The sequence below is a fragment of the Myxosarcina sp. GI1(2024) genome, from assembly GCF_053543375.1.
In genome coordinates this window covers 855,347-881,581 of record NZ_JBKGTY010000002.1, presented here as the reverse complement: position 1 = coordinate 881,581, position 26,235 = coordinate 855,347, and the positions used below count along the sequence as shown (strand labels likewise).

The following is a 26,235-nucleotide window of genomic DNA, read 5'->3' as shown; positions in this document are numbered from 1 at the left end:
GCTGTCGAGCAGTTTTGTGCTTTTAAAATATTGTACGAAACTGATATTATAATATAATAATATTTGTGTTTGTTCAAAATAAAACTAAAATAAAAAATAAATTTTTGACCAAAGCTGGGGCAATTCTGGATTATTTGCGACCGCTTCTCAATGAGCCACAAAATTTTGTGTAATCGAGTGAGACTAATATAAATATTTTGTAGGACTTATGTCCGAAAGTGAGAATTACATATTATCGTATTATACAAACACTACGCTCGTAGTATAATAAAAAACCAGCTTGTTAAAGCTAGTATTCTAAATATAGAGTAAAATATTCTGCTAACTTTAATAAATATTTGTTTGAAATTATAGTCGTCCGATTAAGTTTGTCTCAAGAAAGATTTTATAAGAGTTGTAGTAATGTATCGCTTATAATTTATAGCCTGAAATAACGACCGATATTTCAGGATTCATAGTTTAGTTAAAATTTCAATCGCCAGTTGGATTCAAAATTGTAAATAGACATTTCATCTTTACTTATATAATAGAATACACAGTTTAGACCCGAGCAAATACTTACGCCAAAAATTAACCTACGTTTAAAACGTTAATTGAGAAGCTTTAATCAAAGGCTTGCCATCCATGTATTGGGGAAGAGGTGCACCCATCAATTCTAAAATTGTCGGTGCTAAATCCACAGCTTCGCCGTCTGGCAAATTAAAACCTCGAGGAATTTTGGGACCTTTGACCATAAGAAACCCTTGGCTCTTATGACCGCCTGCTCGACAATGGGTTAAGGGACCAATACGTCCTAAATCGGGACTATCAATAACGTCAGTAATAGGTTCGCTCCATAAGACGACTAAATCCGAATCTGGCAGTTTGAGATCGCTTTGTAATGGGTTATTACGAGTTCTAGCTACAGATTTAACTACGGGTTTTCCCGTTCTACCATCTCGGAGTCGATAGAGAATTTCAATTAATTCCTTACATAGAGCATTGTATTCTGAAGAATCGACAATTCCATCTCTTTCTCTTCCTTTGAGATTAATTCGGATATGTCCGTTAGTAAATGCAGGTAGAGCAAAAGCTTTCATTTTAGCCCAAAGCTGTGAGTACCACATCGAAGGCATCCAACTCATAGTTAGTTCTGGTTCGGTAGAGAAATCCATCAAGCCATATGGTGATAAAAGTCCATGCTTTCTCCCTGTTAACAATCTTTTATGAGTCCAAGTTCTAAATAATTTTTTAATCGGATTGGGTTCGTGTATCTGACTCCATATTTCTCCTGGCCAAGAATTTCTGATGGGCTTAGTTACTATAGGTGCAGGAGGAGTACCGACTTTACCTGAAGTAAGTGCCGCTTTACCAAAACTATAACGGTAAAGGAGTTCTGGTAACACTGCCATGCTCAATAGATCGGTAAAGTTAGCAGCCATACCATGAACGGCAAAGCAGATAACGTTCGCGTCTCGTGGAGCTTCGCGTAAAATTTCACCAATTGCTCGATCTACTTTCCGATAGGTAGCAAGTAAGGGATCGGGTTTAGTGCCATTTTTACTGAGATGGTTATATAGCGGATGGTCTGGCTGGCTGTGATTGTAAAGATCGTGACCGATAGTATGAGTTTCACCAAAAACCATCAAAAATAGATCCCAGGCTTCCCGTTGCAGTAACTCACGGGCGATCGCGGAGTGCCCTTGAATGCTTTGGTCTACTGCTTGTTGGATCCACTCAACATAACTAGGTTGCCACCACAGCCCATTGTCATTATGTAAGACCGGATTTTTTCCGTATTTTTTGATAATTTTAGCAATTAATTCTGGAGGATTAGAATCGCTGACGGTATAGGGATAATGTCCTCCCCAACCCAAAATTTGTGTCCCATGAACTCGTTCGGAAAGAACTGTCACTGGTAGATCGAAAATAGCTACTTTGTAATCATCTCCCAAAGCATAAAAAGGAGGATATTCCCGATAGTCATAACCGCTGTGTACCTCGTCGCAGGCAATTTCGTAATTTTCAGGATTATAATTGACTGTGTCCCAGTACCCAGTTTTATTGGCACGACATCCCGTAGAAAATGTCACCCACAAGGGTTCTGTAGTTGAGTATTCGGTGGGAATGCCGCAGTAGTCAACGGTGTTATTTAAACGAGTGTAGGTTCCTTGTTGACAAATTTGATTGAGATTGGGTAAGTATCCTTCTGACATCCACCGCTCGATTAATCTCGGTTCTGCTGCATCTAAGCCAATAGCTATAACCGGTTGATTCATTTTGGATTATTCTCAGTTCGAATTATTATTAGCTAAGTAGTAAAATCGGGTGTTATGCAGTTACTGTTTTTGAATGACTGCTAGGCTTATCGGCAGAGCTGTCAAAATAGCGCTTACTGTATTTAGCATGATAAGAGTATCGATCGAATTCACTGGATTTAACACCGTTAATTATCATACCTAGAACTTTGTGACTGATATTGGCATTGACTAAAGTTTCTTGAGCTAGCTCGGCACTTTCGTGTTCGACTATTCCCGGACGACTGACAAACAAGATACCATCGGATAATTTGCTTAGAGTGAGTACGTCTGCAGTTACCGGTAATGGAGGAGCATCAATGACAATGGTGTCGTATTCTTGTCGAGCTTTTGCCACTAGTTCGCTCATTTCTACTGAATCTAATAGTGCTAGAGGATTAGGGGCAGTGACTCCGGCAGCTAATATATCAAGTTGCTTCATCGGTCTAGATACTAGTTCTTCAAGAGCAGTTTTATGAGCGAGCGCATCCTTGACACCCAATTTGTTACTAATGTGCCACAGATGATGTTGAGAAGATTTTCTCAGATCGGCATCAATTATTAATACGCGACGACCCAATTGAGCCATAGCGGCTGCTAAATTGGCTGCAACGGTAGATTTACCTTCTCCTGGAACGGAACTAGTCATCAAAATAACTTTTGGCTGCCGCTTGAAATTGAGAAATTTTAAGTTTGCCTGAATCATGCGGTAAATTTCACTGGCAAACGAATCCGGCTCACTGTAAACTACAATTTTATTACGGTCTGCCTGTAAAGTATCTAAAGGGATAATGCCCAAAACTTTATAGGCAAACTTTTGTTTGAGTTCGGGAATTGTCTTAAGAGTGCGATCTTGCATTTCTAAGGCAATTGCTGTCAAATTGGACAGTAACAATCCTGCCAAAACTCCCATTATCATTAGTGCCATTCTTCCAGTCGATCCCTTTTCTGGAACTCTAGCAAGTTCGATAACCTCAGCATTGCCTGTTTGTTGATTGACGAGTAACTGTAGTTCTTGCTGATTAGTTAATAATGTTTCGTAGGTTTTGCGAGCAGTTTCTACTTCTCTAAGCAACTCTTGTTCTCTCTTTTCTAATCTTGGCAATTGTTTTGCTCGATCTAAGTAAGCTTGTTGATAGTCGTATAGAGAAGAAAGTTGGGTTTGTAAACTAAGCTCTTCTATCTTTAAGTTGATGAATTTTTCTAGCTGGTTATCTTTTAATTCGCCACCTTGCAATAAACCCTCAGAAACTTGACTTCCTACATACCGATTGATTAACTGCTCTAGCTGTTGCCGTAGATAGCCTTTTTTCTCTAATAGGCTCTCAATGGTAGGATGATTGTCTTTAAACCGCTGGCGTTCTTGAGCTAGTTGAGTTTCAGTAGTGGTCAACTGTTGGAGAATACTTTGAACTGCGGGAGTACTTCCTAATTGATTAGCAGCGATCGCCTGTTTCAAGTTCAAGCCTAGTTGGCTTTGTAAACTAGAAGCCTGAGCTTGCGTACCCTGTAGCTGAGCTCCAATTGTAGAAATTTGGCGATTGAGAGTACCGAGATCGCTCACCAAATTTCTTTTTTCTTCTTGGAGATCGATGACTTGATTTTTTTCGTAAAATTTTTGCAAACTCGACTCGACGTTTTTAAGTTTGGTTTCAACTTTCGGTATTTGATTATTGATAAAGCTATCGGCATTAACTGTATCGGTTTGATTGCTACGAATTTGCTCTTGAATGTAGGTATCCATCAAAGTATTGACAACTTTAGCAGCTTTATAAGAATCGGGATGCCTGTAAGAAATAGATATTACGTCAGTTCCGTCAACAATGCTTACATCTAAGTCTCGTTTTAAAGCTTCGGGTTTGAGAGGCTGTCCTTCTTCATCCTCTAGTTTGAGCTGGTCGATAGTCTGTTGTAATACTGGCTCAGAAATAATTCTCAATTCTTCAGTACTTAAAGGTGTCTGATTATTTAATAAAGAATTTAATTTCTGCGTTCCCGCTTCTAAACCCGTCAGGGTATCTATAGGATTTTGCTTAAATAATATTTTTCCTTCAGCACTATAGGTTTCTTCTAAGAGAGTACTGAGAAATGCTGTCGCTCCTACTGTTAGTAGAAATGCCCCTAAGGCTGGTAACCAACGTCTTCTAAGTTTTAGTAAATATCTTTCTAGATTAATGTCAAGTGCTTCTCTCTGTTCTCTATTGTCAAGAAGAGCGTATGAAGGTTTATCTGTTCGTATATTAGTCATAATATGTATGTATTCTAAAACCCAACTTTGAATTAATTTGCTCTTACTACGCTTTTAAAAATTTTCCTAGTATTTTCTGGTATAGATTCTTTATAAGCGATAAAACGGTGAGTTATATTAAAGTTTTGGTAAAGTATGGCAATAAAAGGGTAAAAATGTCAAAAAGCCATCGATAACCAGTCATTATTGTCTAGAGGACAGAAAGTAGCTAATTATAATTTTAATACTATAATTGTCGATGAATTATCGAAAGTGAAGCTCGAATTTATCATAAAAATATTTCAGGTAGCTTTTTTTAAGAAAAACCCACGATCTCTGGGATTTTAACTCTAACTAAAAATGAGCAAATAAAATTGCTTAGTATGCTTATTTAATAACGTTATCTTATTAATAAAAAAAGTTGATTACAATAATTACTTATGACTGTCTGCTAACTGGAACAACCAATGAAGCATAAGTGGTTGCTATTTTATATAATATAGTGAGTTTATATATATAAAAAAATAAATTTATTGTATTTTTACCTAATTTTTTTAATTTTTGAGCTTATCTTTCATGAAACTCCCTAAAGCCAAAATTGCAAACACCATTTTTATAACTTTGATTATGCTCATTATAGGAATCAAGAATGGCGATAGTTTTTCAGCACAAAACCAAACCAAATTAGACAATAAAATTCAAAAAACTATTAGAGGTCAATCGGGTGGTACTATTGATAGTAAAGGTTGTGGTTTTATTGCAAATACGCCAAATTACACCTTGAGCATAGCTCAACGAGTCGATTATATGCGGCTTAAAGTGCAAGCTTCAGGAGGACAACCAACGCTTTTAGTATTAGGACCAAAACCTGGAGATCGTTTTTGTATTTTAGGTGAAGCATCAGGATTACAGCCAGAAATTTCTGGAGTCTGGGAAGCAGGTAGATATCAAATTTATGTAGGAGACCGTCTCGGAGAAAATTACCAATTTACTCTAGATATTTCTACTGAAAACTAAATAACTAAAGCTCGGCTTAAGAGATTTTAAAAAATGATTTTGCGCAACAACAATATTTTCAACCAAAGGAACGATAAGTGTTCCAGCTTCCACCTGACTTTTAGGAAACAAATTGTTTCTTTCAGACATAACGAATCAAATTTTGTTGGACGCTCAGGTTAAATAATTAAAAACTTAGAAATTAATTATTTTCTTCTATCTGTTGGGCAGAAATTTCTACTGCCTTGACGTCAATAGTACCTGGGGGTGTAATACGGCTAAAATGGTCTGATTTTACCTGCAAGGCTTCACCGCAACTAGGACATCTAAACTCTGTATTTTTAAATCCAGTAAATTCATAGCTACAGACAGGACATCGATCCTGAACTAGTTTGCGCTTAAGCCACCATCGAAACCCCCAAAAAGCAAGTACTGGTGAGACTAGTAAAAAAGTCAAGAAAATTAAAAATCCATTGACAACCCAGCCCAAACCTACCGAAGCTAATAGAAAAGCAATCAAAATTAAGCTTAACCAGCAACCGAGACCTGAAGTATTGTACTGAAATATTTGATTGAAGCGATCGTTCACGGCTGAAAAATACTCTCTACTATAAAATTGTCCAATTTTTTAGCAATCTTAGCAATCTGTAAATTCTATTTTAACGCGATGCGATCGACTATCTACTTTACCTAGATTTATATCTAATAAAAATTAATAGCTAGAGCCTGTATCAGCAGGCTCTAAGTTCCAAATAACCAATCAATCAGTTGCCATAAATTTTGATATTTTCTCCTCAAGATGCGACGGGTTTACGAGCTATCCAATACTTACTGACAAAATGATTTGTAACGCGAATATTGATAAACCCTGCTCGTTCTAAACGCTTTTGTAGATTGTCCGTGGTGTAGTGTTTGTAATATGGTTCGTGGAAAAGGACAGGGAAATTATCCATCATCACTTGAAAATCTGGAGAATCTGTTGCCTGCATAGAATCACAAATAATCAATGTTCCTCCAGGCTGAATTACGCGAAACGCCTCATTAATAACTCGTTGACGAGCATTGCTTGGCAATTCATGAAATAGGAAAACAGAGGTAACAGTATGAAAGTAATTGTCTAAATAAGGTAATTCTTCAGCATTAGCTCTTAGCAATTGTGGCAGTTCTCCAGGGATTTCCGAGAGTAGCTGGTTGGCTTTTCTCAAGTAGGCAGGAGACAGGTCAACTCCAAAAAGCGCTGTTTTAGGTAAAGCTCCGCGAATCATTCTGAGAGTACGACCGGTACCACAAGCAATATTGAGAATTCTAAGTTGTTGTGGTGAACCGCCAAAATCAGTTAAACTTTCTTTTAAAGGAGAAATAATTCGGCGTCGCATAGCATCAGCCGAGCCGTTAAATAAAATTTCCACCTGGAGATCGTAAAGATTGGCTGATAAATCGCTAAGATAGCCGTCAGTTTGATAGTGAAAATTCTGTAGGTAGTAAGAAGGATATCCTTCTCGATCTATTTCGGCATCGAATTTTTGATATTCTCTATTTCGTAGCCGTTCCCAAATTTTGAACATATCTAACCATACTTCAGGATAGTAACGGAAAAAATCCGACCAAGGATTATCGAACAGCACACTGGTAGGATATATTCCTTGCTGAGCTTCTTGCCAGTCAATTTCTTCTAGTTTATTCAGTCTTTGCTGCAGCTTTTCTAGAACTTGAGGAGAAAGAGGTTGGACTGTATTCAGTCGTTCGGGAACAAAAGTATTAGTCAGGCGATCGCTCACTAGTTTATGAACCAAGCCAAAGACTTTTTTGCTTTCCTGAAAACCTCGATACGCTACTTTGGTTATAGAATTGGGAATAAATTGGTCGATGTTGGGAGTTGATTGCATAAATGTCGGCTGGGTCTAATTTGTAGATAAAATGATTATTCACGGTTAACTTTTTATAAGTAGCTAACCAAAGATAATAAAGTTTTGTTGTGTTTTGTAAATATATGCCTTAAGTATAATCAACTAGAACTTATGGGTGTTAGTTGTTTTAAAATTAAGTTTTTTAAGAAATTAGGGATTAACTGTCAGTCTACCAAAAAATTTTGACGGTTAAACTTGTACAATACGGCATCATCGTTTGATTATGAGCTCTCGAGCTGTATCAAATACTGTTATTATTATCATCAGCTTCGGCATGTTCCAACCAAATTTGACGTTGTGGTATTGGTAAAGAAATACCAGCCTGTTGAAAAGCATTATGAATTCGACGGCGAAACTCGCGGGCTACTTCCCACTGCATGAAAGGATGGGTTTTAATCCAGACGCGAATGACCGCTCCGCGTTCGCCAAAATCATCGACTCCTAGTACTTCAGGAACTTCTAAAATTTTAGTTTGCCAATCTCGATCTTCAAACATTTCTAATGCCACTTTGGTAACTAACTTTAAAGAAAGATCGATATTAGTTTGATAGGCAACTGGTATATTAATATCGGCTCTCGACCATTGACTCGATAAATTGGCAACGGTTTTAATTTCGCTATTGGGAATGGTAATTAATCTACCTTCTGGATCTCTTAGCTGAGTAATTCGCAGATTGAGGTTTTCGACTTGACCGCCAAAATCGCTGATACTGACAATATCGCCGACAGCATACTGATCTTCCAAAATAATAAAAAAGCCATTTAAAGCATCTTTGATTAGGTTTTGAGAAGCAAAAGAAAGTGCTAAACCTAAAATACCCGCACCAGCAAGTAAAGGAGTAACATCGATACCAACGATTGTAATAGCGACTACAATGCCCAAAATTACCCAGAAAGCAGTTATAATTCCTCCGACTAGGCGAGCAATGGTATTAATCCGCAACTGCATACGCTGACGAACATCGCGATTCATCACGTAGTTCTCAGTAAAGCTACGGTTAAACTTGGCAATTAGAGCATAACTCAGTCGAATCGAGACATAGGTTAAGAATCCAACAATCAGAATTCTTAAAGGAATGCGTAACAAGGTGATTGTCCACAATTGAGCCGAGCGAGTGTAGGGAAATAAACCCAAAATTAGCAAAATTCCACCCAGCCAAATTGCTATTTGAAGACATTGAAGCAAACGATGCTGGATTTCTCGTAGATTTAGTTTTTGTTTTTGATTGAGGCGAATCGATAGAGGGGAAAACAAAGAATACGGTTGAGAGGTTAGTTTTTTTTTGGCTTTTTTAGATCTTTTTTCTTGGTTGAATACAGCTAAGCCACTAAGTAAAGTTATAATTGCAATTCCCAGTGCGAGTTTGGCTCTCTCAATTAAAAACGACTTTTGTCTTTCTTGTTTGGCACGTTCGAGTCCAATTTGAATGCGTTCCTCAATTTGCGTGGCTAATTGCTCTACCGATATACCTCTCGCTTCAGCATCTCGATTATACACTGATACTATAGGAATTTGCCGTTCGCCGACGGCTACATTAATAATCTGGTGGTTGTTTTTGGTTTGAGAGGTAACTCTCAAACTGGCATCATCGTTCTCAGAGTAAACTCGGCTAATTTTTCGTAGTTGCTGTTCGGAATATTGAATGCGTCGAGATAATTGTGACATATTGGCATGACGATCGAAAATTTCAAAGATACAGCGTCCATCGAGGCGCACGCATCCCGAAATTAATACACTATCTTGATTTTGCAGCGACCTTATAGTTTGCCAGTTAATTTGCGGCAGAAACAGACGTTGCGATCGCCCCGGTACAGTCAAAACTAAATTGAGTGCGATCGCAATTATAATTACTCTAGTTAAAAAGCGAATTTTTACCATAACGACCGATTAAAAATTTATTCAATTGCGATCTTTAGGCTTGTCAGCTTAAAAATTCCCAAGTTTACTGTAATAATATATAGGTAAAAACTGAAACATCTTTATTAAAGCATTCGCTATTCTACATAAAGAAGCGATCTATTTCCAAATATATATATTTGAGCAACCTAATCTTATGAGCAATTCGGTCACTAATGCCTTTTTTTTTGGTAGAGCTTTAGCAGAAGTTCTCGGTGAAAAATTAGAAGATTCTTTTACTAATGCTATGAGCGAACTCGGCAAGTTTGATGCCGAACAACGAGAAAATCTCAGACAATTTGTTGAAGAAGTGGAATTGCGCGCGGAAAACATTGCCAAAAATGCGCCTAGCACTACCACAGCAAGAACCGGTCATTCTTCTGCATCCAACTACTCAAATAGCAATGTTTATTCGGGAGATTTACAAGCGATGCTCGACCGACTGAGAGCAGAAATTGCTAGCGTGAGAGCAGAGTTAAAACAATATCGCGAGCTGTAGCTCGAGAGATATCGCGCGGCTTCTACTACCAATTGATAATCAATATTTATAAAATTTGGCTTAATCCACTAAGTCGCTAGCATGTGAATTACTCAGAGAGCGACTCGCTACTTCTCGCTACTTTTAAGATAAAGCGAGGGGTCATAAAGCGGCGAGGAAGCCTAGCCCTAAGATTCCTTGCCTACTCTAACTCTTAGTAAAACATTAGTTTGTAAAGTAGCTAGGCAAATTTTAAGCCTCAGTTAATCTCGTTTGATTCGACCGTAGTCTTACAGTTAAATTTCTGTTAAATAACCCCGTGTCATCTGTCTCTTCCAATCAAAATTCAATAGCTCGCGATAAGAGCAAGAACGCTCGTTCTCTGACTAAGATAGAAGCTGCCCAAACTACAGCTCATCAGAATCGTCAACTTAAGCCGATTGTTGCCGCTCCAAAATCCTATCGCTGGAATAAACCCAAATACTCTCGGACTCGCCGTCGGATAGATATTTGGATTTTTGTTCTGTCTTTTTTATTTAGACTTTGGCGCAGTAATCAAAAATGGACTTATGTAGGTGGCTTTTCTCCTGAAAAACTCTCAGCTAGAAGAAAAGCTCAGGCAAGTTGGATTCGAGAGAGTTTTTTGCAATTAGGTCCTACTTTTATCAAAGTCGGTCAGCTTTTTTCCACTCGTGCCGATTTATTTCCTATTGAATATGTAGAGGAACTTTCCAAATTACAAGACCGAGTTCCAGCTTTTTCCTACGAACAAGTCACCGAAATTGTCGAAGCAGGATTTGGTAAACCAATTGTCAAATTATTTTTATACTTCGAGCCTATTCCTCTAGCGGCGGCTAGTTTGGGTCAGGTGCACAAAGCAAAATTGCATAGTGGGGCAGAAGTAGTAGTAAAAGTACAAAGACCGGGTTTAAAACAGCTATTTACTGTAGATTTAGCAATATTAAAGCAGATTACTCGTTATTTTCAAAATCACCCCGAGTGGGGCAAAGGCAGAGATTGGCTGGGAATTTATGAAGAGTGCTGTCGCATTCTTTGGGAAGAAACCGATTATTTAAATGAAGGACGCAATGCCGATACTTTTCGCCGTAACTTTCGCGAAGTAGAATGGGTCAAAGTTCCTCGGGTTTACTGGCGATATACCTCACCCAAAGTTTTGACCTTAGAATATCTCCCGGGAATAAAAATCAGTCATTACGAAGCGATTGAAGCAGCTGGTTTAGATCGAAAAATACTGGCAAGATTGGGTGCGAAAGCTTATTTGCAGCAACTACTTCACAGTGGTTTTTTTCACGCAGATCCCCACCCCGGCAATATCGCGGTCAATCCAGAAGGAGCCTTGATCTTTTATGATTTTGGCATGATGGGTCAGATTAAAAACAATATTCGCGAAAAGCTAATCGATATCTTGCTTGGAATCGCTCAGAAAAATGCTGATTTAGTAGTCAAATCTTTAATCGAAGTTGGTGCATTAGTTCCTACTGGCGATATGACCTCCGTGCGACGCTCTATTCAGTTCATGCTGGATAATTTTATGGACAAGCCCTTTGAGGAACAATCTGTAGAAGCAATCAGTGAAGATCTCTACGAAATTGCCTACGGACAGCCCTTTCGCTTTCCAGCGACCTTTACCTTTGTAATGCGAGCATTTTCTACCCTCGAAGGAGTAGGTAAAGGTTTAGATCCCAAATTTAACTTTATGGAAGTAGCTCAACCTTATGCGATGCAGCTTATGACTAACACCAACGGCAATGGCAAAACTATCTTTGATGAATTAGGTAAACAAGCGGCTCAAGTAGGCAGTACGGCTTTAGGACTACCTAGAAGAATTGAAGATACAATAGATAAATTAGAACGAGGAGACTTACGAGTTCGCGTTCGCTCTTTAGAATCAGAACGGGTATTGCGCCGCTTGGGTGCGGTTCAATTGTGTACGAACTATGCTTTATTGTTTAGTGCTTTAATCGTGTCGGCAACTTTACTTTTAATCGGTGGATATCAAATAATTGCCGCAATCGTTGCTATATTGGCAACAATACCTGGCTGGTCATGGCTACGATTATTAAAGCGACTCGATCGCATCGATCGCATGTTTTAAAAAAAAGTTAATTTTTATTGTTTTGTGTTTATTGACTAACTGTTTATGAAACGTCATTTCATCGGTCTTACTGATACAGGGGTTGTACGAACGGTCAACCAAGATAACTACTTTATAGACGACCAGTTAGGGCGTTTTTGTATCGTAGCAGATGGTATGGGAGGGCACGCTGGCGGACAAGAAGCGAGCAGAATTGCTACTGAGGAAATTAAAATTTTTCTCGAGGCTAATTGGGATTCTACAATGGCAGCTGAGATATTGCTCAAAGAAGCTGTAGAAAAAGCCAATCAAAGTATCTTGGCAGATCAGCAGCATCATCCCGAAAGACGAGATATGGGCACTACAGTTGTCGTGCTTATATTTCGCGACGATCGAGCTTGGTGCGCTCATGTAGGTGATTCCCGCCTCTATCGTTGGCGCAACTCGGCTATAGAACAAATTACGGAAGATCATACTTGGGTTGGTTTGGCACTAAAAGCTGGGCAAATAGATAAGGAACAGGCAAAATTTCATCCCTGGCGACACGTTTTATCTCAGTGTTTGGGACGTCAAGATTTACATCGCATCGATATTCAACAACTGGATATCGAGCCTGGCGATCGCCTGTTAATCTGTAGCGACGGACTTACCGAAGAAGTTTCCGATGATAAAATCGAAAGCTTATTGGCTGAAAAAACTAGTTGTGAAGAAGCAGGAAAAGAATTGATCGCCGCCGCTAAACTAGCGGGAGGTTCGGACAACATCACCGTAATTATTGTCGCTCAAGAATAGATCTTATTATTACTGCGATCGCCTTACAATCAATTGATTATTTTTAAATGCTCTCTGAAATCAAAAATCTTGCCGAAGCCTTTGCCCCGAGATTATTAGAAATTCGCCGTCACATTCACGCTCATCCAGAGTTAAGCGGACAAGAGCATCAAACTGCCGCTTATATTGCTGGAGTTTTATCTTCCTGCGGACTTCAAGTTAGAGAAGCAGTAGGCAAGACAGGAGTGATCGGAGAGTTGGCAGGCAAAGGGGAGGATAGCCGAACTCTAGCGGTCCGTACTGATATGGATGCCTTACCGATAGAAGAACTCACAGAGTTAGAATTTGCTTCTCGCAACCCTGGAATTATGCACGCCTGCGGACATGATGTGCATGCTACTTTAGGATTGGGAACGGCAATGGTTTTGTCGCAACTGTCAGAACCACTCCCCGGCAATATGCGATTTTTATTTCAACCAGCAGAAGAAACTGCCACGGGAGCACAATGGATGGTGGCAGAGGGGGCAATGGAAGGGGTAGATGGGATCTATGGCGTTCATGTCTTTCCCTCGATTCAAGCTCGCCATGTAGGAATTCGCTACGGTGCTTTAACCTCTGCCGCTGACGATCTTGAAATTATCGTCAGAGGAGAATCCGGACATGGAGCGCGTCCCCATCAAGCAGTCGATTCAATTTGGATAGCCGCTCAAATAATTACTACTTTACAACAAGCAATTAGCAGAACTCAAAATCCTATACATCCGATAGTATTAACTTTTGGCAAAATTGAAGGAGGCAGTGCCCCTAATATTATTGCCGATCGCGTTAGAATGGTGGGTACGGTGCGATCGCTTCATCCAGAAAGCCATGCTAATTTACCTCAGTGGATTGAAAATATCGCCACTCATATTTGCGCTACCTATAGGGCACGATGCGAAGTGAACTACAGTCGGGGCGTACCCTCCGTGCAAAATGACGGCACTCTAACTCAGATTCTAGAAACAGCTAGTTTAGAAGCTTGGGGAGAAGAATGCGTAAAAATTCTTCCCGAACCTTCTTTGGGTGCTGAAGATTTTTCGGTGTATCTGACCAAAGCTCCAGGCTGTATGTTTCGCTTGGGAGTAGGGCATCGAGATCGCTATAACTATCCCTTGCACCATCCTAAATTTGAAATCGATGAAGCAGCTATTGTTACGGGCGTGGTAACTTTAGCCTACACGGCCTGTAAATATTGGCAACAATAAATAGAGTATTACACCCGATTTTGTTTGACTAAAATTGAGCTTTAATGTATTCTCTACGCATCGCCGCGATCGCCTCAATCGAAATACCTTTAGGACATACCGCTTCGCATTCGCCGTGATTGGAACAATCCCCAAACCCCTCTAACGCCATCTGTTCGCTCATGTTTAGCACTCTTCGCCGGCGTTCGGGATGTCCTTGAGGCAGTAATGCCAAGTGAAAGATTTTGGCGGCAGTAAATAAAGATGCCGAAGCATTGGGACAGGCAGCGACGCAGGCACCACAGCCAATACAGGTAGCATAGTCAAAAGCGCGATCGCTGTTTGGTTTGGCTACGGGAAGGGAATTAGCATCGGGTGCTGCACCCGTGTTAACGGAAATATAGCCTCCTGCCGCTATAATGCGATCGAAAGCAGAGCGATCGACTACTAAATCTTTAACAACGGGAAAAGCTTTTGCTCTCCAGGGTTCTACAGTAATCGTATCGCCATCTTGAAAAGACCGCATATGTAATTGACACACGGCAGTAAGATGCTGTTTGCCGTGAGCGATACCATCAATCATTAATCCACAAGAACCGCAAATACCCTCGCGACAGTCGCTATCAAATTCTATAGGTTCTTGGTTATTGACAATTAGCCGTTCGTTTAAAACATCCAGCATTTCTAGAAAAGACATTTCTGGATAAACGTTGTCGAGGGTATATCCGACAAACTTACCTTTACTGTCAGGGTTTGTCTGTCGCCAAATTTTTAAATTAATTTTCATAACTTAAATAAATTAAGAATCGCTATTAATGTCGTACGTCTACTAGAGATGTAGAAATAGAGTTTAGCAATAATTTGTCAAACTTAATATTTGAGGTCGGTAATTGAAGAACGAGGGAATCTTCAAGCGATCTTACTCGCGCTACAAAGATTTTTACTATAGCGATTAAAGTAACGACCTATCCTCTTTCTAGGATAACAATTACGTATTGCACCCACTTTAAAAGCTTGCAGTAGTTTTCTTCTTGGGTAGATCGACACAGGAGGCAGAAAGCAGAAGAAAAAGTTTATCGATCGTGTGTTGAAACAACGATCGAGTAAATTGGCTTTTGTTAGTGGTAATTAGTCCTTCCAAAGTTCTTTCGTACGTATCATTCTAGGTTGCTATAGATTGTAGATTTTACAATTTTATAAGCTATAGCTATTGCGGTGGAAAAGAGGTAATAGTATGACAAGATTGATTTTAACGGTAATTTCAAAGCAATTATGTCAGAGACAACCATAGAATCAGTTTTACAGGAAGAACGCCTGTTCGAGCCTGCTAAGGAATTTTCAGAAGCGGCTCGAATTAAAAGCATGGAAGAATATCGTCAACTATACGATAAAGCAGCCGCAGATCCTGCCGCATTTTGGGAAGAATTAGCCACAACCGAACTACATTGGTTTCAAAAGTGGGATCGAGTTTTGAACTGGCAACCCCCTTTTGCCAAGTGGTTTGTTAATGGCAAAATTAATATTTCTTACAACTGTTTGGATAGACATCTTACTACTTGGCGCAAAAATAAAGCTGCATTAATTTGGGAAGGAGAACCAGGAGACTCGCGCACTCTAACTTATGCTCAACTGCATCGTGAAGTCTGTCAGATGGCGAATGCGATTGAGAAATTAGGCATAAAAAAAGGCGATCGCGTGGGAATATATATGCCGATGATTCCCGAAGCGGCGATCGCGATGTTAGCTTGTGCCAGAATTGGCGCGCCTCATAGCGTAGTGTTTGGCGGTTTTAGTAGTGAAGCTCTAAAAGCTCGCTTACAAGATGCCGAAGCTAAGTTAGTCATTACTGCTGATGGTGGATTTCGCAAAGATAAAATCGTACCTTTAAAAAATGCAGTAGATGAAGCTCTGGCAAATAATGGCGTTTCCAGCGTCAAAAACGTTTTGGTAATACGACGTACTAAACAAAATGTAAATATGCAGACAGATAGAGACCACTGGTGGCACGAACTTCAAGCCACAGTTTCTGCCGACCGACCTGCCGAACCAATGGACAGCGAAGATCTATTGTTTATTCTCTACACTAGCGGTACGACAGGCAAGCCGAAAGGAGTCGTGCACACTACGGGCGGCTACAATCTATATACTCACATAACTACCAAATGGACTTTCGATCTCAAAGAAACCGATGTCTACTGGTGTACTGCTGATGTAGGCTGGATTACAGGACACAGCTACATTGTTTACGGTCCTCTCTCCAATGGTGCCACGAGCGTAATGTATGAAGGCGCGCCTCGTGCCTCTAATCCTGGTTGTCTTTGGGATATCGTGGAAAAATATGGTGTCACTATCTTTTACACTGCACCTACTGCAATTCGTGCCTTTATTAAGATGGGAGACGAACACCCCAACTCTCGGGATCTTTCTTCGCTCCGCATTTTAGGTACTGTAGGGGAACCAATCAATCCTAAAGCCTGGATGTGGTATCGTCAGGTAATAGGTGGCGATCGCTGTCCGATTGTCGATACTTGGTGGCAAACGGAAACGGGAGGCTTTATGCTGACTCCTTTACCTGGTGCGACTCCTACTAAACCTGGTTCTGCCACTTTTCCTTTCCCTGGTATTATTGCTGATGTAGTGGATTTAGAAGGCAATCCCGTAGGCGAGAACGAAGGCGGTTATTTGGTAGTCAAATATCCCTGGCCTAGTATGATGCGAACTGTCTACAGAGATGATGCTCGCTTTCGTCGCACTTATTGGGAGCACATACCGCCTCAAGACGATACTTATTTCTATTTTGCAGGAGATGGAGCGAGAAAAGACGAAGACGGTTACTTTTGGGTTATGGGTCGCGTCGATGACGTGATGAACGTTTCTGGTCATCGTTTAGGTACGATGGAAGTAGAATCGGCGTTAGTATCCCATCCTGCCGTAGCCGAAGCTGCTGTCGTCTCTCGTCCCGATGAAGTTAAAGGGGAAGAGGTTTATGCTTTTGTTACTCTAGAAAATGTCTATCAACCGAGTGATGAACTCAAAGCCGAACTCAAACAACATGTCGTTAAAGAAATTGGCGCGATCGCTCGTCCGGGGGAAATACGCTTTACCGATTCCCTACCTAAAACCCGTTCTGGTAAGATTATTCGCCGTTTTTTACGCAACTTAGCTGCCGGTGAAGAAGTAGTGGGCGATATTTCTACTATGGAAGATTTAAGTGTTTTAGATAAATTACGACAGGGTTAATTGCAGTTTATTTGAGGATGGGTGTAACGCTCATCCTGAATAAACCTGAATAAATTAGAAATTAGCCAAACTACCCCATTGGGACTGCTCAGTTCTAGCCAAACAAATTTTTATACTTCAGCAATCCTTGGTAGTGAAAAAATATCGTACCGCTAAAATTGTTGTGGCGATTGAGTCGAATACATCTACCGAGATCGCTACGATTTAATTCTTTGCCATTGGCAGTAAAAGCAATTCCCGGAGCAAATTTAGTTAATAAATCAGGGTCGACAGCTTTGATGATTTTTTTGACTTCCCGATAGTAGCTGTGGTAGCTAGAGCGATAGATTTGTGGATGAATTAGATCGACAATGCCTTTTTCTAGCCAAGTTTGACTATCCTGTAACAAATTTTGCCAACAAAAAGGATAGACAGCGGGAGCTAGAGAGACGATCGCCTGTGGTTTGGTTTGTTTGACCTGTAGGTATAACTTGGCTAGAAAATCTGTCAGTAGATTAGCTCGCCACTGTAGCCACTGTTGCTGCTTGGGGTTAGAAGGTGGAGATTTTCCAGTTTCGTGGTGATAGCGCTCTGCAGTTTCTCGATCGTATCCTGCGGCTACGGGAAGGGCGGGAAAGCGATCGCAACCTTGAATACCTGCTACATCGTATCGCTCTAACACTTCTAAAACCAATTGCAACATAAATTGCTGTACTTCTGGATGCAAACCATTCATCCAGGTAAGGTTACCGTGTCTGACAGTCCCACCATCTGGCGTGATCGCTCTCCAATGGGGCTGTTGGTGCAAAATATGACCGCCGCTGAGTAAATGGGAAGCCGCAAAACCGTATTCCAACCAGGGAATTACCGCAATATTATACCGAGCCGCGGCAATAATTATTTCGGCGAGGGGATCGCGCTGTTGCCGTTGGTAAACCGGATCGAGAATGGGGAAGTTATGTTCGCTCATTACCTGGGAGGGAAATAAAGTGTAACCGCGATTCCAAACTACGGGAAAGACAAAGTTAAAACCCTCTCTGGCTAAAAACTCCATCGCCGCGAAGATATTTTCCGGCGACTCTAAAACTTGGCTATGGGGATAATTGGCAATCCAAATGCCGCGTATTTCGGTTCTCGATTCGGATGCTAGTTGCATCTTACAGTTATCCCTCTCTGGTTATCTGGAGCAGAAATAAAATAATAGTGCGATTGCCTAATCTTCTGTCAGCACCGCTTGATAGGAATAGTCAGAAGCTGCCAAAACAAAAATGGTCGAAGGAAGACCATCGGTCCATGACAACAGACGCTCGTAGTCTTTCACGAAATCTGTACTTGGTTCGGGTAAACCGAGAAAAATTAGATCTGCCCGCTGTGATGATTCGCGGAGAATCTCTGGAAAAGGACGCTCGTCGCCAGTAATTACTTTAACTTCAAGTCCCAAACGTAGGTCTTCAATTAAACTTTGCACATTGGCTTGAGCTGCTCTAGCTGCTGCTTCATCGCTCACTACCAGCTTCAGATTTACTTCTGCTCCACGCCAATGTATATCAGAACTGAGTAAATAAGCTAGTAGCAACATCAAACTGCCATTATTATTTAAACCACCCCACCACAGATCGATCTGGCGGCGCGAACCAAAACCCCGCTCGCGGTCGTCGTGAAGGATAATAGCGTTACGCTTGGCTTGATGAATTTGAGCGATTAATTTGCAGTACGAATCTCGTACTTCCAAATTAGAACTAGCACCGAGCAGAAAGGTATTGGGAATTAACGGTCCAATACCATAGGATTCTAGTAACTGCATACCACCTTCAAACATATTGGGTGCAGTGACCATACGGACTAAAGCCTGTACGCCCTGTTTGTCTAGATATTCGCGAACGGTTGCTTCCATTTCTGCCTGCTGCCGAACATTCCGAGAACCACTGGGTAAAACACTAGAAACCGTAATTAATCCTCGGTTTTGAGTTAAGGCGTTGGCAAATTCAATCAAATTCCAGCGTTTGGTAAGTGCCCCAGACAAAATCAAGATATTGGGTCGCCAGTTTTTATAATCTTGTTCGGGATGGACGTGAAAAATCCCGGTTCTCAGTAGACTCATCCAGATCCCTCTACGGGAATCGCCCCAAGTAGTTTCCAAACCCCGTCTCTGTAACCACAAGTAAATAATTAGTACGACAATGGCGGCTACTATGGTTGCTATGGGGTTGATGAGAAACATCACCGCTAAACAGCCGATCGCCCCCAGTAAGGAGAGACTCCAATGAACTCTAAATGCGGGACGAAAAGAAGGACTTTGCAAAAAACCTTCAACTCCTGCGGCGATATTCAACACCAAGTAGGTCGTGAGAAAAAACATACTCAGTACGGGAGCGATCAGTTCTAGTTCTCCCACACAGACAGCAGCAATAACTACTGCTAAAGTCAAAATCGTCCCCAAACGGGGTTCGTCATCATTGCCGCTTCCCCTTCCCAACCAATTCAACCAACTAGGTAAGACTCTGTCTCTAGCTAGGGCTTGAGCGACACGGGGGGCGCCTAAGAGACTGCCAATAGCACTAGAAAGGGTAGCCCCCCAAACTCCCAAGAGAATTGCAGGTCCCCAAAAAGCTATCTCCCGCATAACTAAAGAGTCTTCGATTAAAGTAGAAGCGTCGGCGCGACTGGCTAGCAAGAAGGGAAGTCCCATGTAAACTATGTAACCCACTCCGACAGCACCTAGAGTACCCGTAGGAATCGAACGGATCGGATCGCGCAAATCTCCAGACATATTAACCCCTGCCATGATTCCAGTTACGGCAGGAAAGAACACCGCAAATACACTCCAAAAAGATTCCCCGGAAGCTGCTCCCCACATCTCGATCTCGGTCGGCTCTAAGGACTTGCCAAAAATTAGCGAGATTAGAGATAGCACGATCGCTGCCATGATAAAATACTGGGCGCGGATGGCTAATTTAGCCGAGGTAAGGGCTAAAATGGCTACCAGCACCGTGACTATTAATGCCACATAAAGCTGACTGAGACTGGGAAAAGTTCTCACTACGCTTTCGGCAAAACCGATGGTGTATAGTGCGACTGATAATGCCTGAGCGAAGTACAAAGGAATTCCTACCGCTCCCCCAGTTTCGATCCCCAAAGAGCGACTGATCATGTAATAGGCACCCCCAACCCGAACGACACGATCTGTAGCGATTGCGGAAATAGATAGAGCCGTCAGTAAGGTAATAATAGTAGAAAGAGTAACTATAACTAACGTTCCCAACAAGCCAACGTTGCCCACTACCCAGCCCAAGCGTAAATACATAATTACGCCGAGAATGGTCAAAATTGAGGGAGTAAAAACACCACCAAAAGCTCCCAACCCGGAACTTCGAGCCGGAATAGTCCGATCGGCTTTTGACTCTGACGACGACGAAGTTTTCATAATTTCAGTTCAAATATAAAAGTAGGAGATAAAAGACAAATTCGAGAGCTATTTCAGCTTTTCCGACTCTTAACTTAATTAACCCTACAATTGATTTCTATTGATTTACAATCTACCAAAGAGTGAAAATGTTATGCGATCGGCGATAAATTACAGCCGTTTTCTCTTGGGTAGACCAAATTTTGGTATTAGGCAGTAGGTAGAAGGTAGCGGGGAAGCGCAAAGCAATAAGCCAACGAGACAAATTGCCGATTCCCCAGATATAGACATAGTAGTAAAATAAACTGTTGTATTCTGCTAAACAGACTGCAAGTGTACGCCCTATTTGGTTAACTAATGATCGAACGCTATACCCTACCCGAAATGGGTGAAATCTGGACTGATGCTTACAAATTGAACACCTGGCTCAGAGTAGAAATAGCAGTCTGCGAGGCACAGGCAGAACTAGGCTACATTCCCCAACAAGCGGTGGAGGAAATTAAAGCCAAAGCCGACTTCGATCCGCAACGAGTATTAGAAATAGAAACAGAAGTTCGTCACGATGTCATCGCTTTTTTAACCAACGTCAATGAATATGTAGGTGATGCCGGCAGATATATTCATTTGGGGTTGACTAGTTCTGACGTTTTAGATACGGGATTGGCTTTACAAATGGTTGCCAGTCTGAACTTAATTTTAGAGAAATTAGAAGAATTAATTCAGGCAATTCGCTATCAGGCGCAACAGCATCGATACACAGTAATGGTAGGACGATCGCACGGCATTCACGCCGAACCAATTACCTTTGGGTTTAAGCTGGCGGGTTGGTTGGCAGAAGCATTACGCAATCGCGATCGCCTGGTAAAATTGAGTCGCGAGATTGCGGTAGGCAAAATTTCGGGGGCGGTAGGAACTTACGCTAATGTCGATCCGCAAGTAGAGGCGATCGCCTGTCAAAAATTAGATCTAGAACCCGATACGGCTTCCACTCAGGTGATTTCCCGCGATCGCCATGCCGAATTCGTGCAGCAGTTGGCTTTACTATCTGCCTCCATCGAACGCTTTGCCGTCGAAATTCGCAATCTCCAGCGCACTGATGTTTTAGAAGTAGAAGAATACTTTTCTAAACAGCAAAAAGGTTCTTCGGCAATGCCCCACAAACGCAATCCCATTCGTTCGGAAAGATTGACGGGAATGGCAAGAATTATTCGTGGTAATGTAGTGGCAGCTTTGGAAAATGTAGCTTTGTGGCACGAACGCGATATCTCCCACAGTTCTGTCGAACGGGTAATTCTGCCCGATAGCTGTATTTTGACTCACTTTATGCTCAGAGAAATCACTAACCTGGTGAAAAACCTCTTGGTTTATCCTGAAAACATGAAACGCAACATGAATGTTTATGGCGGGGTGATTTTTTCTCAAAGAGTATTATTAGCTTTAGTAGAAAAAGGGATGAATCGAGAAGCAGCTTATCGCGTCGTACAGGGTTGTGCTCATACCGCTTGGAATCAACCAGAGGGTAACTTTCGGGCTCTAATCGAACGGGATGAAACCGTAAAACAAATGCTATCTAATGAGGAGATTGATGCTTGTTTCGATCCTCAAACTCATCTCCAACACTTAGATGAAATTTATCAGCGTCTGGGAATTTAAATCTAGCGATTAATTGACCAGAATTGCAGTGTTATTGCAGTGTTTGAAAAACAAAGCGTCCGGCTATTCTTATTAAGAAAATTAAGTACCGAGAGTAATTATTTCACCTGCCCCCTGCCTTCTGCCTCTTACAACCACGGAGTATATATTTTTTCAGGCGATCTATCTATCCGAGTGTCCATCAATTTTAATTAATTTCTACTTGTTGCTTGACTCTAAAGCTAACTATAGAGTTTAAGCTAATTTTAGAACTATACAAGCAAAGCGAATAAACAAGATGACCATACAATTAAAAGTCCCCAATATGGCTTGTGATGCTTGTGGTAAAACCATTACTGAAGCAATTCACTCGGTAGATCCCAATGCTTCAGTTGAAGCCGATCCTAAATCCAAACAGGTAACAGTAGAAACTCAAGTATCCGAATCATCCGTGAGAGAAGCGATCGCTGCTGCTGGCTATCCTGCTGCTTAGAACATTGAACATTAAACATTTATCAGTAAGTTTAATTAGCAAAATGACAAATGCTGAATAAAACTCTGTTTCTGACAAATTATGAGTACAGCTACCAATTTAGAAAAAATTAATCTCAAACTTAGGGGAATGAGTTGTGCTTCCTGCGCTAGCAGCATTGAAGAAGCCATTAGCAACGTACCAGGAGTAGCTCAGTGTAACGTCAACTTCGGTGCAGAACAGGCTGCAATTGAATACAATCCCCGTAGAACCAGCATTAAAACTATTCAGGATGCAGTAGAGGAAGCGGGTTACTCGTCTTATTCCCTTCAAGAACAAGAAATGATTACGGGAGAGGATGATGCTGAAAAAGCTGCACGAATAGCCGAGTCTCGCGATTTACTGCGTAAAGTAATTGTGGGTGGAATCATTAGCCTGATTTTAGTTATTGGTTCTCTGCCAATGATGACAGGGTTAGAAATACCTTTGATTCCTGCATGGTTGCATAACCCCTGGTTGCAATTGATTCTGACCATTCCCGTACAGTTTTGGTGTGGTTATGGTTTTTATATCCATGCTTGGAAAGCCTTTAAGCGTCATGCTGCCACAATGGATACCTTAATTGCATTAGGTACGAGTGCAGCCTTCTTTTATTCTGTATTTGCCACTGTCTTCCCTAATTTCTTTCTCAACCAAGACTTAATGCCAGAAGTGTACTACGAAATCGCAGCCGTAGTGGTGACGATGATTTTACTGGGAGAGTGGTTTGAGAATCGCGCCAAAGAACAAACCTCAGAAGCAATTCGGCAATTGATGGGGTTACAAGCCAGGGATGCTAGGGTGATTCGCAACGGGCAAGAAGTAGATGTTCCAATCAGCGAAGTACAGATTAATGACATTATATTGGTTCGTCCTGGTGAAAAGATTCCCGTAGATGGAGAGATTATTAGTGGGAGTTCCACTATCGATGAAGCGATGGTCACGGGAGAAAGCATACCGGTGAAAAAACAGCCAGGGGATGAAGTGATTGGCGCGACAATTAATAAGACAGGCAGTTTTAAATTTCGGGCTACCAGAGTTGGTGCAGATACGGTATTGGCGCAGATAGTTAAGTTAGTTCGAGATGCTCAAGGCTCAAAAGCACCTATTCAAAGACTGGCAGATAAAGTAACAGGTTGGTTTGTTCCCGCAGTAATTGCGATCGCTATTAGCACTTTTGTCCTTTGGTTTGTCATGATGGGAAATGTTTCTCTAGCAATGATTACTACTGTGGGAGTGTTAATTATTGCCTGTCCCTGTGCATTAGGTTTGGCTACTCCTACTTCTGTGATGGTAGGTACTGGTCAAGGTGCAGAAAACGGTATTTTAATTAAAGGTGCGGAAAGTTTAGAACTAGCACACAAGCTACAAACCATCGTCCTAGATAAAACTGGTACGATTACCCAAGGAAAACCTACTGTAACTAATTTCCAGGCAGTTCGAGGTATTAGCGATCGTGCAGAACTAAAATTACTCCGTCTAGTCGCAGCAGTGGAACGTAATTCCGAACATCCTCTTGCTGAAGCTGTGGTTAGATACGCCGAGTCACAAGATGTCGAACTAGCAGAAGCTTATGACTTTGAAGCAGTAGCAGGAAGTGGCGTACAGGGCTTAGTTTCAGATCGCCTAATCCAAATCGGTACGCAACGCTGGATGTCTGAGTTGGGAATTAAAACCGATATTCTACAGCAGCAAAAGGACACCTGGGAGGCAGAAGCTAAAACCGTAGTGCTAATTGCCGTAGATGGGAAACTAGAAGGCATTATGGGCATTGCAGATGCGATAAAACCCGATTCTATTTCAGCAGTCAGGGCGTTACGCAAGCTGGATTTAGAAGTAGTCATGCTGACGGGAGATAATCCAAAAACCGCCCAAGCGATCGCCCGTCTGGTAGGTATCGTCAGAGTAGAAGCCGAAGTACGTCCCGATCGAAAAGCTGCTAAGGTAAGAGAATTACAGCAGGAAGGAAAGATTGTCGCAATGGTAGGAGACGGAATCAATGATGCCCCCGCCTTAGCACAGGCAGATGTGGGAATCGCGATCGGTACGGGAACGGATGTGGCGATCGCAGCTAGCGATATTACGCTGATTTCAGGAGAGTTACACGGCATTGTGACAGCTATCGAGTTGAGTAAAGCAACTATTAATAATATCCGTCAAAATCTTTTCTTTGCTTTTATTTATAACGTTCTCGGTATTCCCATAGCAGCAGGTATTTTGTTTCCTTTCTTCGGCTGGTTGCTCAATCCTATTATTGGCGGGATAGCAATGGCATTTAGTTCGGTTTCGGTGATAACTAATGCCCTAAGATTGCGTAATTTTAGTCCTTCTCATCCCAGAACTTAATCAAGGAGGAAACGATCGCTCATGTTTAATAAAAGTAAAATGGTCGGTAGTTTAACAGGATTAGGATTTTTCTTAGCTTTAACTCCCAATATTGGATTAGCAGAAATGGAAATGCCCGCTTCGGCGGAGAAACAAATTAGCCAGTTTCAGAAGATCGAACAACCTTGGAGTTTAAAGCTTGCTGTAGCATTGGGTGGCTTAGGTTTAATTGGCGCGGAACTTTGGTGGTTTATGTTTAGCAAAACCAAATTCCAAAAAGCCCAGGTCAAAAAAGGCATTCAAGAGGTAGATATTGTCGTCGATGGAGGTTATACTCCCGACAGAATAAAAGTAAGTGCTGGCGAACCCGTTCAGCTAAATTTCCTGCGTAAAGATCCTAGTAGCTGTTTGGAGCGGGTATTAATACCCGATTTTAATAAAACGTTAAATTTAACCTTAGACAAAACTACTTCTGTCGAGATAGTTCCACAAAAACCAGGAGAATACATTTTTACCTGCGGTATGAATATGTATCGAGGGACAATTAAAGCAGAAGACTCGGTTTGAAAATTTTTTGTGGCTGTAAATTCAATGAGTATAGATTTCGGATAATCTAAAGCGATCGCCCACCCTGCAAAATTAATGACTAAAAATTTTTACCAACAAAAAGAAAATTTCTTTAATCTTTGGGCACCTTTCTACGATCGCTTATTTACTACCGTTTTCTATCGAGCGATTCATCAACGGCTACTAGAGTATGTAGAGTTAAAGGAACATGCTTCTGTGCTTGACTTGGGATGCGGTACTGGTCGTCTGCTCGATCGCTTAGCTGCTCAGTTTCCTACTATGAGGGGAATCGGATTAGACCTTTCTCCGTCAATGCTTACAGAGGCAAGAGCGCGGAATCAATACCGTAAGAGATTAATTTTTGTAGGCGGTAGGGCAGAATCTCTTTCCTTTGCCGACAAACAGTTTGATGCCGTCTTCTGTACGATGAGCTTTCTTCATTACCCCCATCCCCAGCAAGTTTGTCGTCAAGTCAGTCGGGTTCTCGCGCCAGGTGGTCGCTTTTACTTAGTCGATGCTTATCGAGGTGAAAATGATTTTTCGAGTTCGATTCCCTGGATAGGTGAAATGAGATTGTACAGTCAGCAGCAACGAGAACGACTGGGAACAGAGGCTGGTTTGTTTACCCTGGCTCATCATCATCTACTGCCTGGAATTTTGCTGACGATTTTTTCGACTCAAACAGAGCAGTCGTAGCCAGAATTGCTG

Annotated in this window: 19 protein-coding genes; 11 read left to right on the top strand and 8 right to left on the bottom strand. The window is 41.4% G+C overall.

Features of this window, described 5'->3' with window-relative positions; all coding sequences use genetic code 11:
• Positions 1 to 581: 581 nt before the first annotated feature.
• Both ACLFKQ_RS13140 and ACLFKQ_RS13135 read right to left on the bottom strand, forming a co-directional pair.
• A complete protein-coding gene (locus ACLFKQ_RS13140; protein ID WP_449000231.1) occupies positions 582 to 2,258 on the bottom strand; it encodes an alkaline phosphatase family protein in 1,677 nt (558 codons plus the stop codon).
• Positions 2,259 to 2,310: 52 nt separating this feature from the next.
• Positions 2,311 to 4,524 carry a GumC family protein gene (locus ACLFKQ_RS13135; RefSeq protein WP_449000230.1) on the bottom strand — a complete coding sequence of 738 codons (2,214 nt, stop codon included), beginning with the start codon at positions 4,522 to 4,524 and terminating at the stop codon, positions 2,311 to 2,313.
• Between the two features lie 555 nt (positions 4,525 to 5,079).
• On the opposite strand from ACLFKQ_RS13135, the gene ACLFKQ_RS13130 reads away from it, so the two are divergent.
• Positions 5,080 to 5,520 (top strand): hypothetical protein, encoded by a 441-nt coding sequence (locus ACLFKQ_RS13130; RefSeq protein ID WP_449000229.1) that lies wholly within the window; start codon positions 5,080 to 5,082, stop codon positions 5,518 to 5,520.
• 181 nt (positions 5,521 to 5,701) lie between these two features.
• On the opposite strand, the gene ACLFKQ_RS13125 is transcribed toward ACLFKQ_RS13130, so the two are convergent.
• The 3 genes from ACLFKQ_RS13125 to ACLFKQ_RS13115 all read right to left on the bottom strand — a co-directional run bounded on the left by ACLFKQ_RS13125 (position 5,702) and on the right by ACLFKQ_RS13115 (position 9,285).
• Positions 5,702 to 6,088, bottom strand: coding sequence for a hypothetical protein (locus ACLFKQ_RS13125; RefSeq protein ID WP_449000228.1), 387 nt, complete (start codon positions 6,086 to 6,088; stop codon positions 5,702 to 5,704).
• A 205-nt stretch (positions 6,089 to 6,293) separates the two neighbouring features.
• Positions 6,294 to 7,385 carry a class I SAM-dependent methyltransferase gene (locus ACLFKQ_RS13120; protein ID WP_449000227.1) on the bottom strand — a complete coding sequence of 364 codons (1,092 nt, stop codon included), beginning with the start codon at positions 7,383 to 7,385 and terminating at the stop codon, positions 6,294 to 6,296.
• A 262-nt stretch (positions 7,386 to 7,647) separates the two neighbouring features.
• A complete protein-coding gene (locus ACLFKQ_RS13115; protein ID WP_449000226.1) occupies positions 7,648 to 9,285 on the bottom strand; it encodes a mechanosensitive ion channel family protein in 1,638 nt (545 codons plus the stop codon).
• 175 nt (positions 9,286 to 9,460) lie between these two features.
• Here ACLFKQ_RS13115 and ACLFKQ_RS13110 point away from each other — a divergent pair, with 175 nt between their 5' ends.
• The 4 genes from ACLFKQ_RS13110 (at position 9,461) to ACLFKQ_RS13095 (ending at position 13,891) form a co-directional block, all read left to right on the top strand.
• On the top strand, positions 9,461 to 9,802 hold the full coding sequence (locus tag ACLFKQ_RS13110) for a DUF6825 family protein (protein WP_449000225.1): 342 nt from the start codon (positions 9,461 to 9,463) through the stop codon (positions 9,800 to 9,802).
• Between the two features lie 298 nt (positions 9,803 to 10,100).
• Positions 10,101 to 11,897 carry an ABC1 kinase family protein gene (locus tag ACLFKQ_RS13105; protein ID WP_449000224.1) on the top strand — a complete coding sequence of 599 codons (1,797 nt, stop codon included), beginning with the start codon at positions 10,101 to 10,103 and terminating at the stop codon, positions 11,895 to 11,897.
• A gap of 45 nt (positions 11,898 to 11,942) precedes the next feature.
• Entirely contained in the window at positions 11,943 to 12,668 is a 726-nt protein-coding gene (locus ACLFKQ_RS13100) for a Stp1/IreP family PP2C-type Ser/Thr phosphatase (protein ID WP_449000223.1), read from the top strand.
• Positions 12,669 to 12,715: 47 nt separating this feature from the next.
• Positions 12,716 to 13,891: a M20 family metallopeptidase gene (locus tag ACLFKQ_RS13095; RefSeq protein WP_449000222.1), complete on the top strand. Its 1,176-nt coding sequence runs from the start codon at positions 12,716 to 12,718 to the stop codon at positions 13,889 to 13,891.
• Between the two features lie 28 nt (positions 13,892 to 13,919).
• On the opposite strand, the gene ACLFKQ_RS13090 is transcribed toward ACLFKQ_RS13095, so the two are convergent.
• Positions 13,920 to 14,657 carry a succinate dehydrogenase/fumarate reductase iron-sulfur subunit gene (locus tag ACLFKQ_RS13090; protein WP_449000221.1) on the bottom strand — a complete coding sequence of 246 codons (738 nt, stop codon included), beginning with the start codon at positions 14,655 to 14,657 and terminating at the stop codon, positions 13,920 to 13,922.
• Between the two features lie 485 nt (positions 14,658 to 15,142).
• On the opposite strand from ACLFKQ_RS13090, the gene acs reads away from it, so the two are divergent.
• On the top strand, positions 15,143 to 17,110 hold the full coding sequence (gene acs / locus ACLFKQ_RS13085) for an acetate--CoA ligase (protein WP_449000220.1): 1,968 nt from the start codon (positions 15,143 to 15,145) through the stop codon (positions 17,108 to 17,110).
• A 94-nt stretch (positions 17,111 to 17,204) separates the two neighbouring features.
• Here acs and ACLFKQ_RS13080 read toward each other — a convergent pair whose 3' ends face one another.
• Positions 17,205 to 18,245, bottom strand: coding sequence for a glycoside hydrolase family 10 protein (locus ACLFKQ_RS13080; RefSeq protein ID WP_449000219.1), 1,041 nt, complete (start codon positions 18,243 to 18,245; stop codon positions 17,205 to 17,207).
• Between the two features lie 57 nt (positions 18,246 to 18,302).
• Positions 18,303 to 20,513 (bottom strand): Na-K-Cl cotransporter, encoded by a 2,211-nt coding sequence (locus ACLFKQ_RS13075; protein WP_449000218.1) that lies wholly within the window; start codon positions 20,511 to 20,513, stop codon positions 18,303 to 18,305.
• Positions 20,514 to 20,849: 336 nt separating this feature from the next.
• On the opposite strand from ACLFKQ_RS13075, the gene purB reads away from it, so the two are divergent.
• The 5 genes from purB (at position 20,850) to ACLFKQ_RS13050 (ending at position 26,223) form a co-directional block, all read left to right on the top strand.
• Complete coding sequence (gene purB, locus ACLFKQ_RS13070; RefSeq protein ID WP_449000217.1) at positions 20,850 to 22,145, top strand: adenylosuccinate lyase; 1,296 nt, start codon at positions 20,850 to 20,852, stop codon at positions 22,143 to 22,145.
• Positions 22,146 to 22,422: 277 nt separating this feature from the next.
• A complete protein-coding gene (locus ACLFKQ_RS13065) occupies positions 22,423 to 22,617 on the top strand; it encodes a heavy-metal-associated domain-containing protein (RefSeq protein WP_449000216.1) in 195 nt (64 codons plus the stop codon).
• 81 nt (positions 22,618 to 22,698) lie between these two features.
• Positions 22,699 to 24,981, top strand: coding sequence for a heavy metal translocating P-type ATPase (locus ACLFKQ_RS13060; protein WP_449000215.1), 2,283 nt, complete (start codon positions 22,699 to 22,701; stop codon positions 24,979 to 24,981).
• Between the two features lie 21 nt (positions 24,982 to 25,002).
• The gene (locus ACLFKQ_RS13055; RefSeq protein WP_449000214.1) at positions 25,003 to 25,527 is read left to right on the top strand and encodes a cupredoxin domain-containing protein; all 525 of its coding nucleotides are present in this window, start codon (positions 25,003 to 25,005) and stop codon (positions 25,525 to 25,527) included.
• Between the two features lie 75 nt (positions 25,528 to 25,602).
• Positions 25,603 to 26,223, top strand: coding sequence for a class I SAM-dependent methyltransferase (locus tag ACLFKQ_RS13050; RefSeq protein WP_449000213.1), 621 nt, complete (start codon positions 25,603 to 25,605; stop codon positions 26,221 to 26,223).
• Positions 26,224 to 26,235 lie beyond the last annotated feature (12 nt).

Excerpts from the sequence above, each read along its gene's own strand:
- ACLFKQ_RS13140 (WP_449000231.1), bottom strand. The coding sequence starts at position 2,258 with ATGAATCAACCGGTTATAGCTATTGGCTTAGATGCAGCAGAACCGAGA.
- ACLFKQ_RS13135 (WP_449000230.1), bottom strand. The coding sequence starts at position 4,524 with ATGACTAATATACGAACAGATAAACCTTCATACGCTCTTCTTGACAAT.
- ACLFKQ_RS13130 (WP_449000229.1), top strand. The coding sequence starts at position 5,080 with ATGAAACTCCCTAAAGCCAAAATTGCAAACACCATTTTTATAACTTTG.
- ACLFKQ_RS13120 (WP_449000227.1), bottom strand. The coding sequence starts at position 7,385 with ATGCAATCAACTCCCAACATCGACCAATTTATTCCCAATTCTATAACC.
- ACLFKQ_RS13115 (WP_449000226.1), bottom strand. The coding sequence starts at position 9,285 with ATGGTAAAAATTCGCTTTTTAACTAGAGTAATTATAATTGCGATCGCA.
- ACLFKQ_RS13110 (WP_449000225.1), top strand. The coding sequence starts at position 9,461 with ATGAGCAATTCGGTCACTAATGCCTTTTTTTTTGGTAGAGCTTTAGCA.
- ACLFKQ_RS13100 (WP_449000223.1), top strand. The coding sequence starts at position 11,943 with ATGAAACGTCATTTCATCGGTCTTACTGATACAGGGGTTGTACGAACG.
- ACLFKQ_RS13095 (WP_449000222.1), top strand. The coding sequence starts at position 12,716 with ATGCTCTCTGAAATCAAAAATCTTGCCGAAGCCTTTGCCCCGAGATTA.
- ACLFKQ_RS13090 (WP_449000221.1), bottom strand. The coding sequence starts at position 14,657 with ATGAAAATTAATTTAAAAATTTGGCGACAGACAAACCCTGACAGTAAA.
- acs (WP_449000220.1), top strand. The coding sequence starts at position 15,143 with ATGTCAGAGACAACCATAGAATCAGTTTTACAGGAAGAACGCCTGTTC.
- ACLFKQ_RS13080 (WP_449000219.1), bottom strand. The coding sequence starts at position 18,245 with ATGCAACTAGCATCCGAATCGAGAACCGAAATACGCGGCATTTGGATT.
- ACLFKQ_RS13075 (WP_449000218.1), bottom strand. The coding sequence starts at position 20,513 with ATGAAAACTTCGTCGTCGTCAGAGTCAAAAGCCGATCGGACTATTCCG.
- purB (WP_449000217.1), top strand. The coding sequence starts at position 20,850 with ATGATCGAACGCTATACCCTACCCGAAATGGGTGAAATCTGGACTGAT.
- ACLFKQ_RS13065 (WP_449000216.1), top strand. The coding sequence starts at position 22,423 with ATGACCATACAATTAAAAGTCCCCAATATGGCTTGTGATGCTTGTGGT.
- ACLFKQ_RS13060 (WP_449000215.1), top strand. The coding sequence starts at position 22,699 with ATGAGTACAGCTACCAATTTAGAAAAAATTAATCTCAAACTTAGGGGA.
- ACLFKQ_RS13055 (WP_449000214.1), top strand. The coding sequence starts at position 25,003 with ATGTTTAATAAAAGTAAAATGGTCGGTAGTTTAACAGGATTAGGATTT.
- ACLFKQ_RS13050 (WP_449000213.1), top strand. The coding sequence starts at position 25,603 with ATGACTAAAAATTTTTACCAACAAAAAGAAAATTTCTTTAATCTTTGG.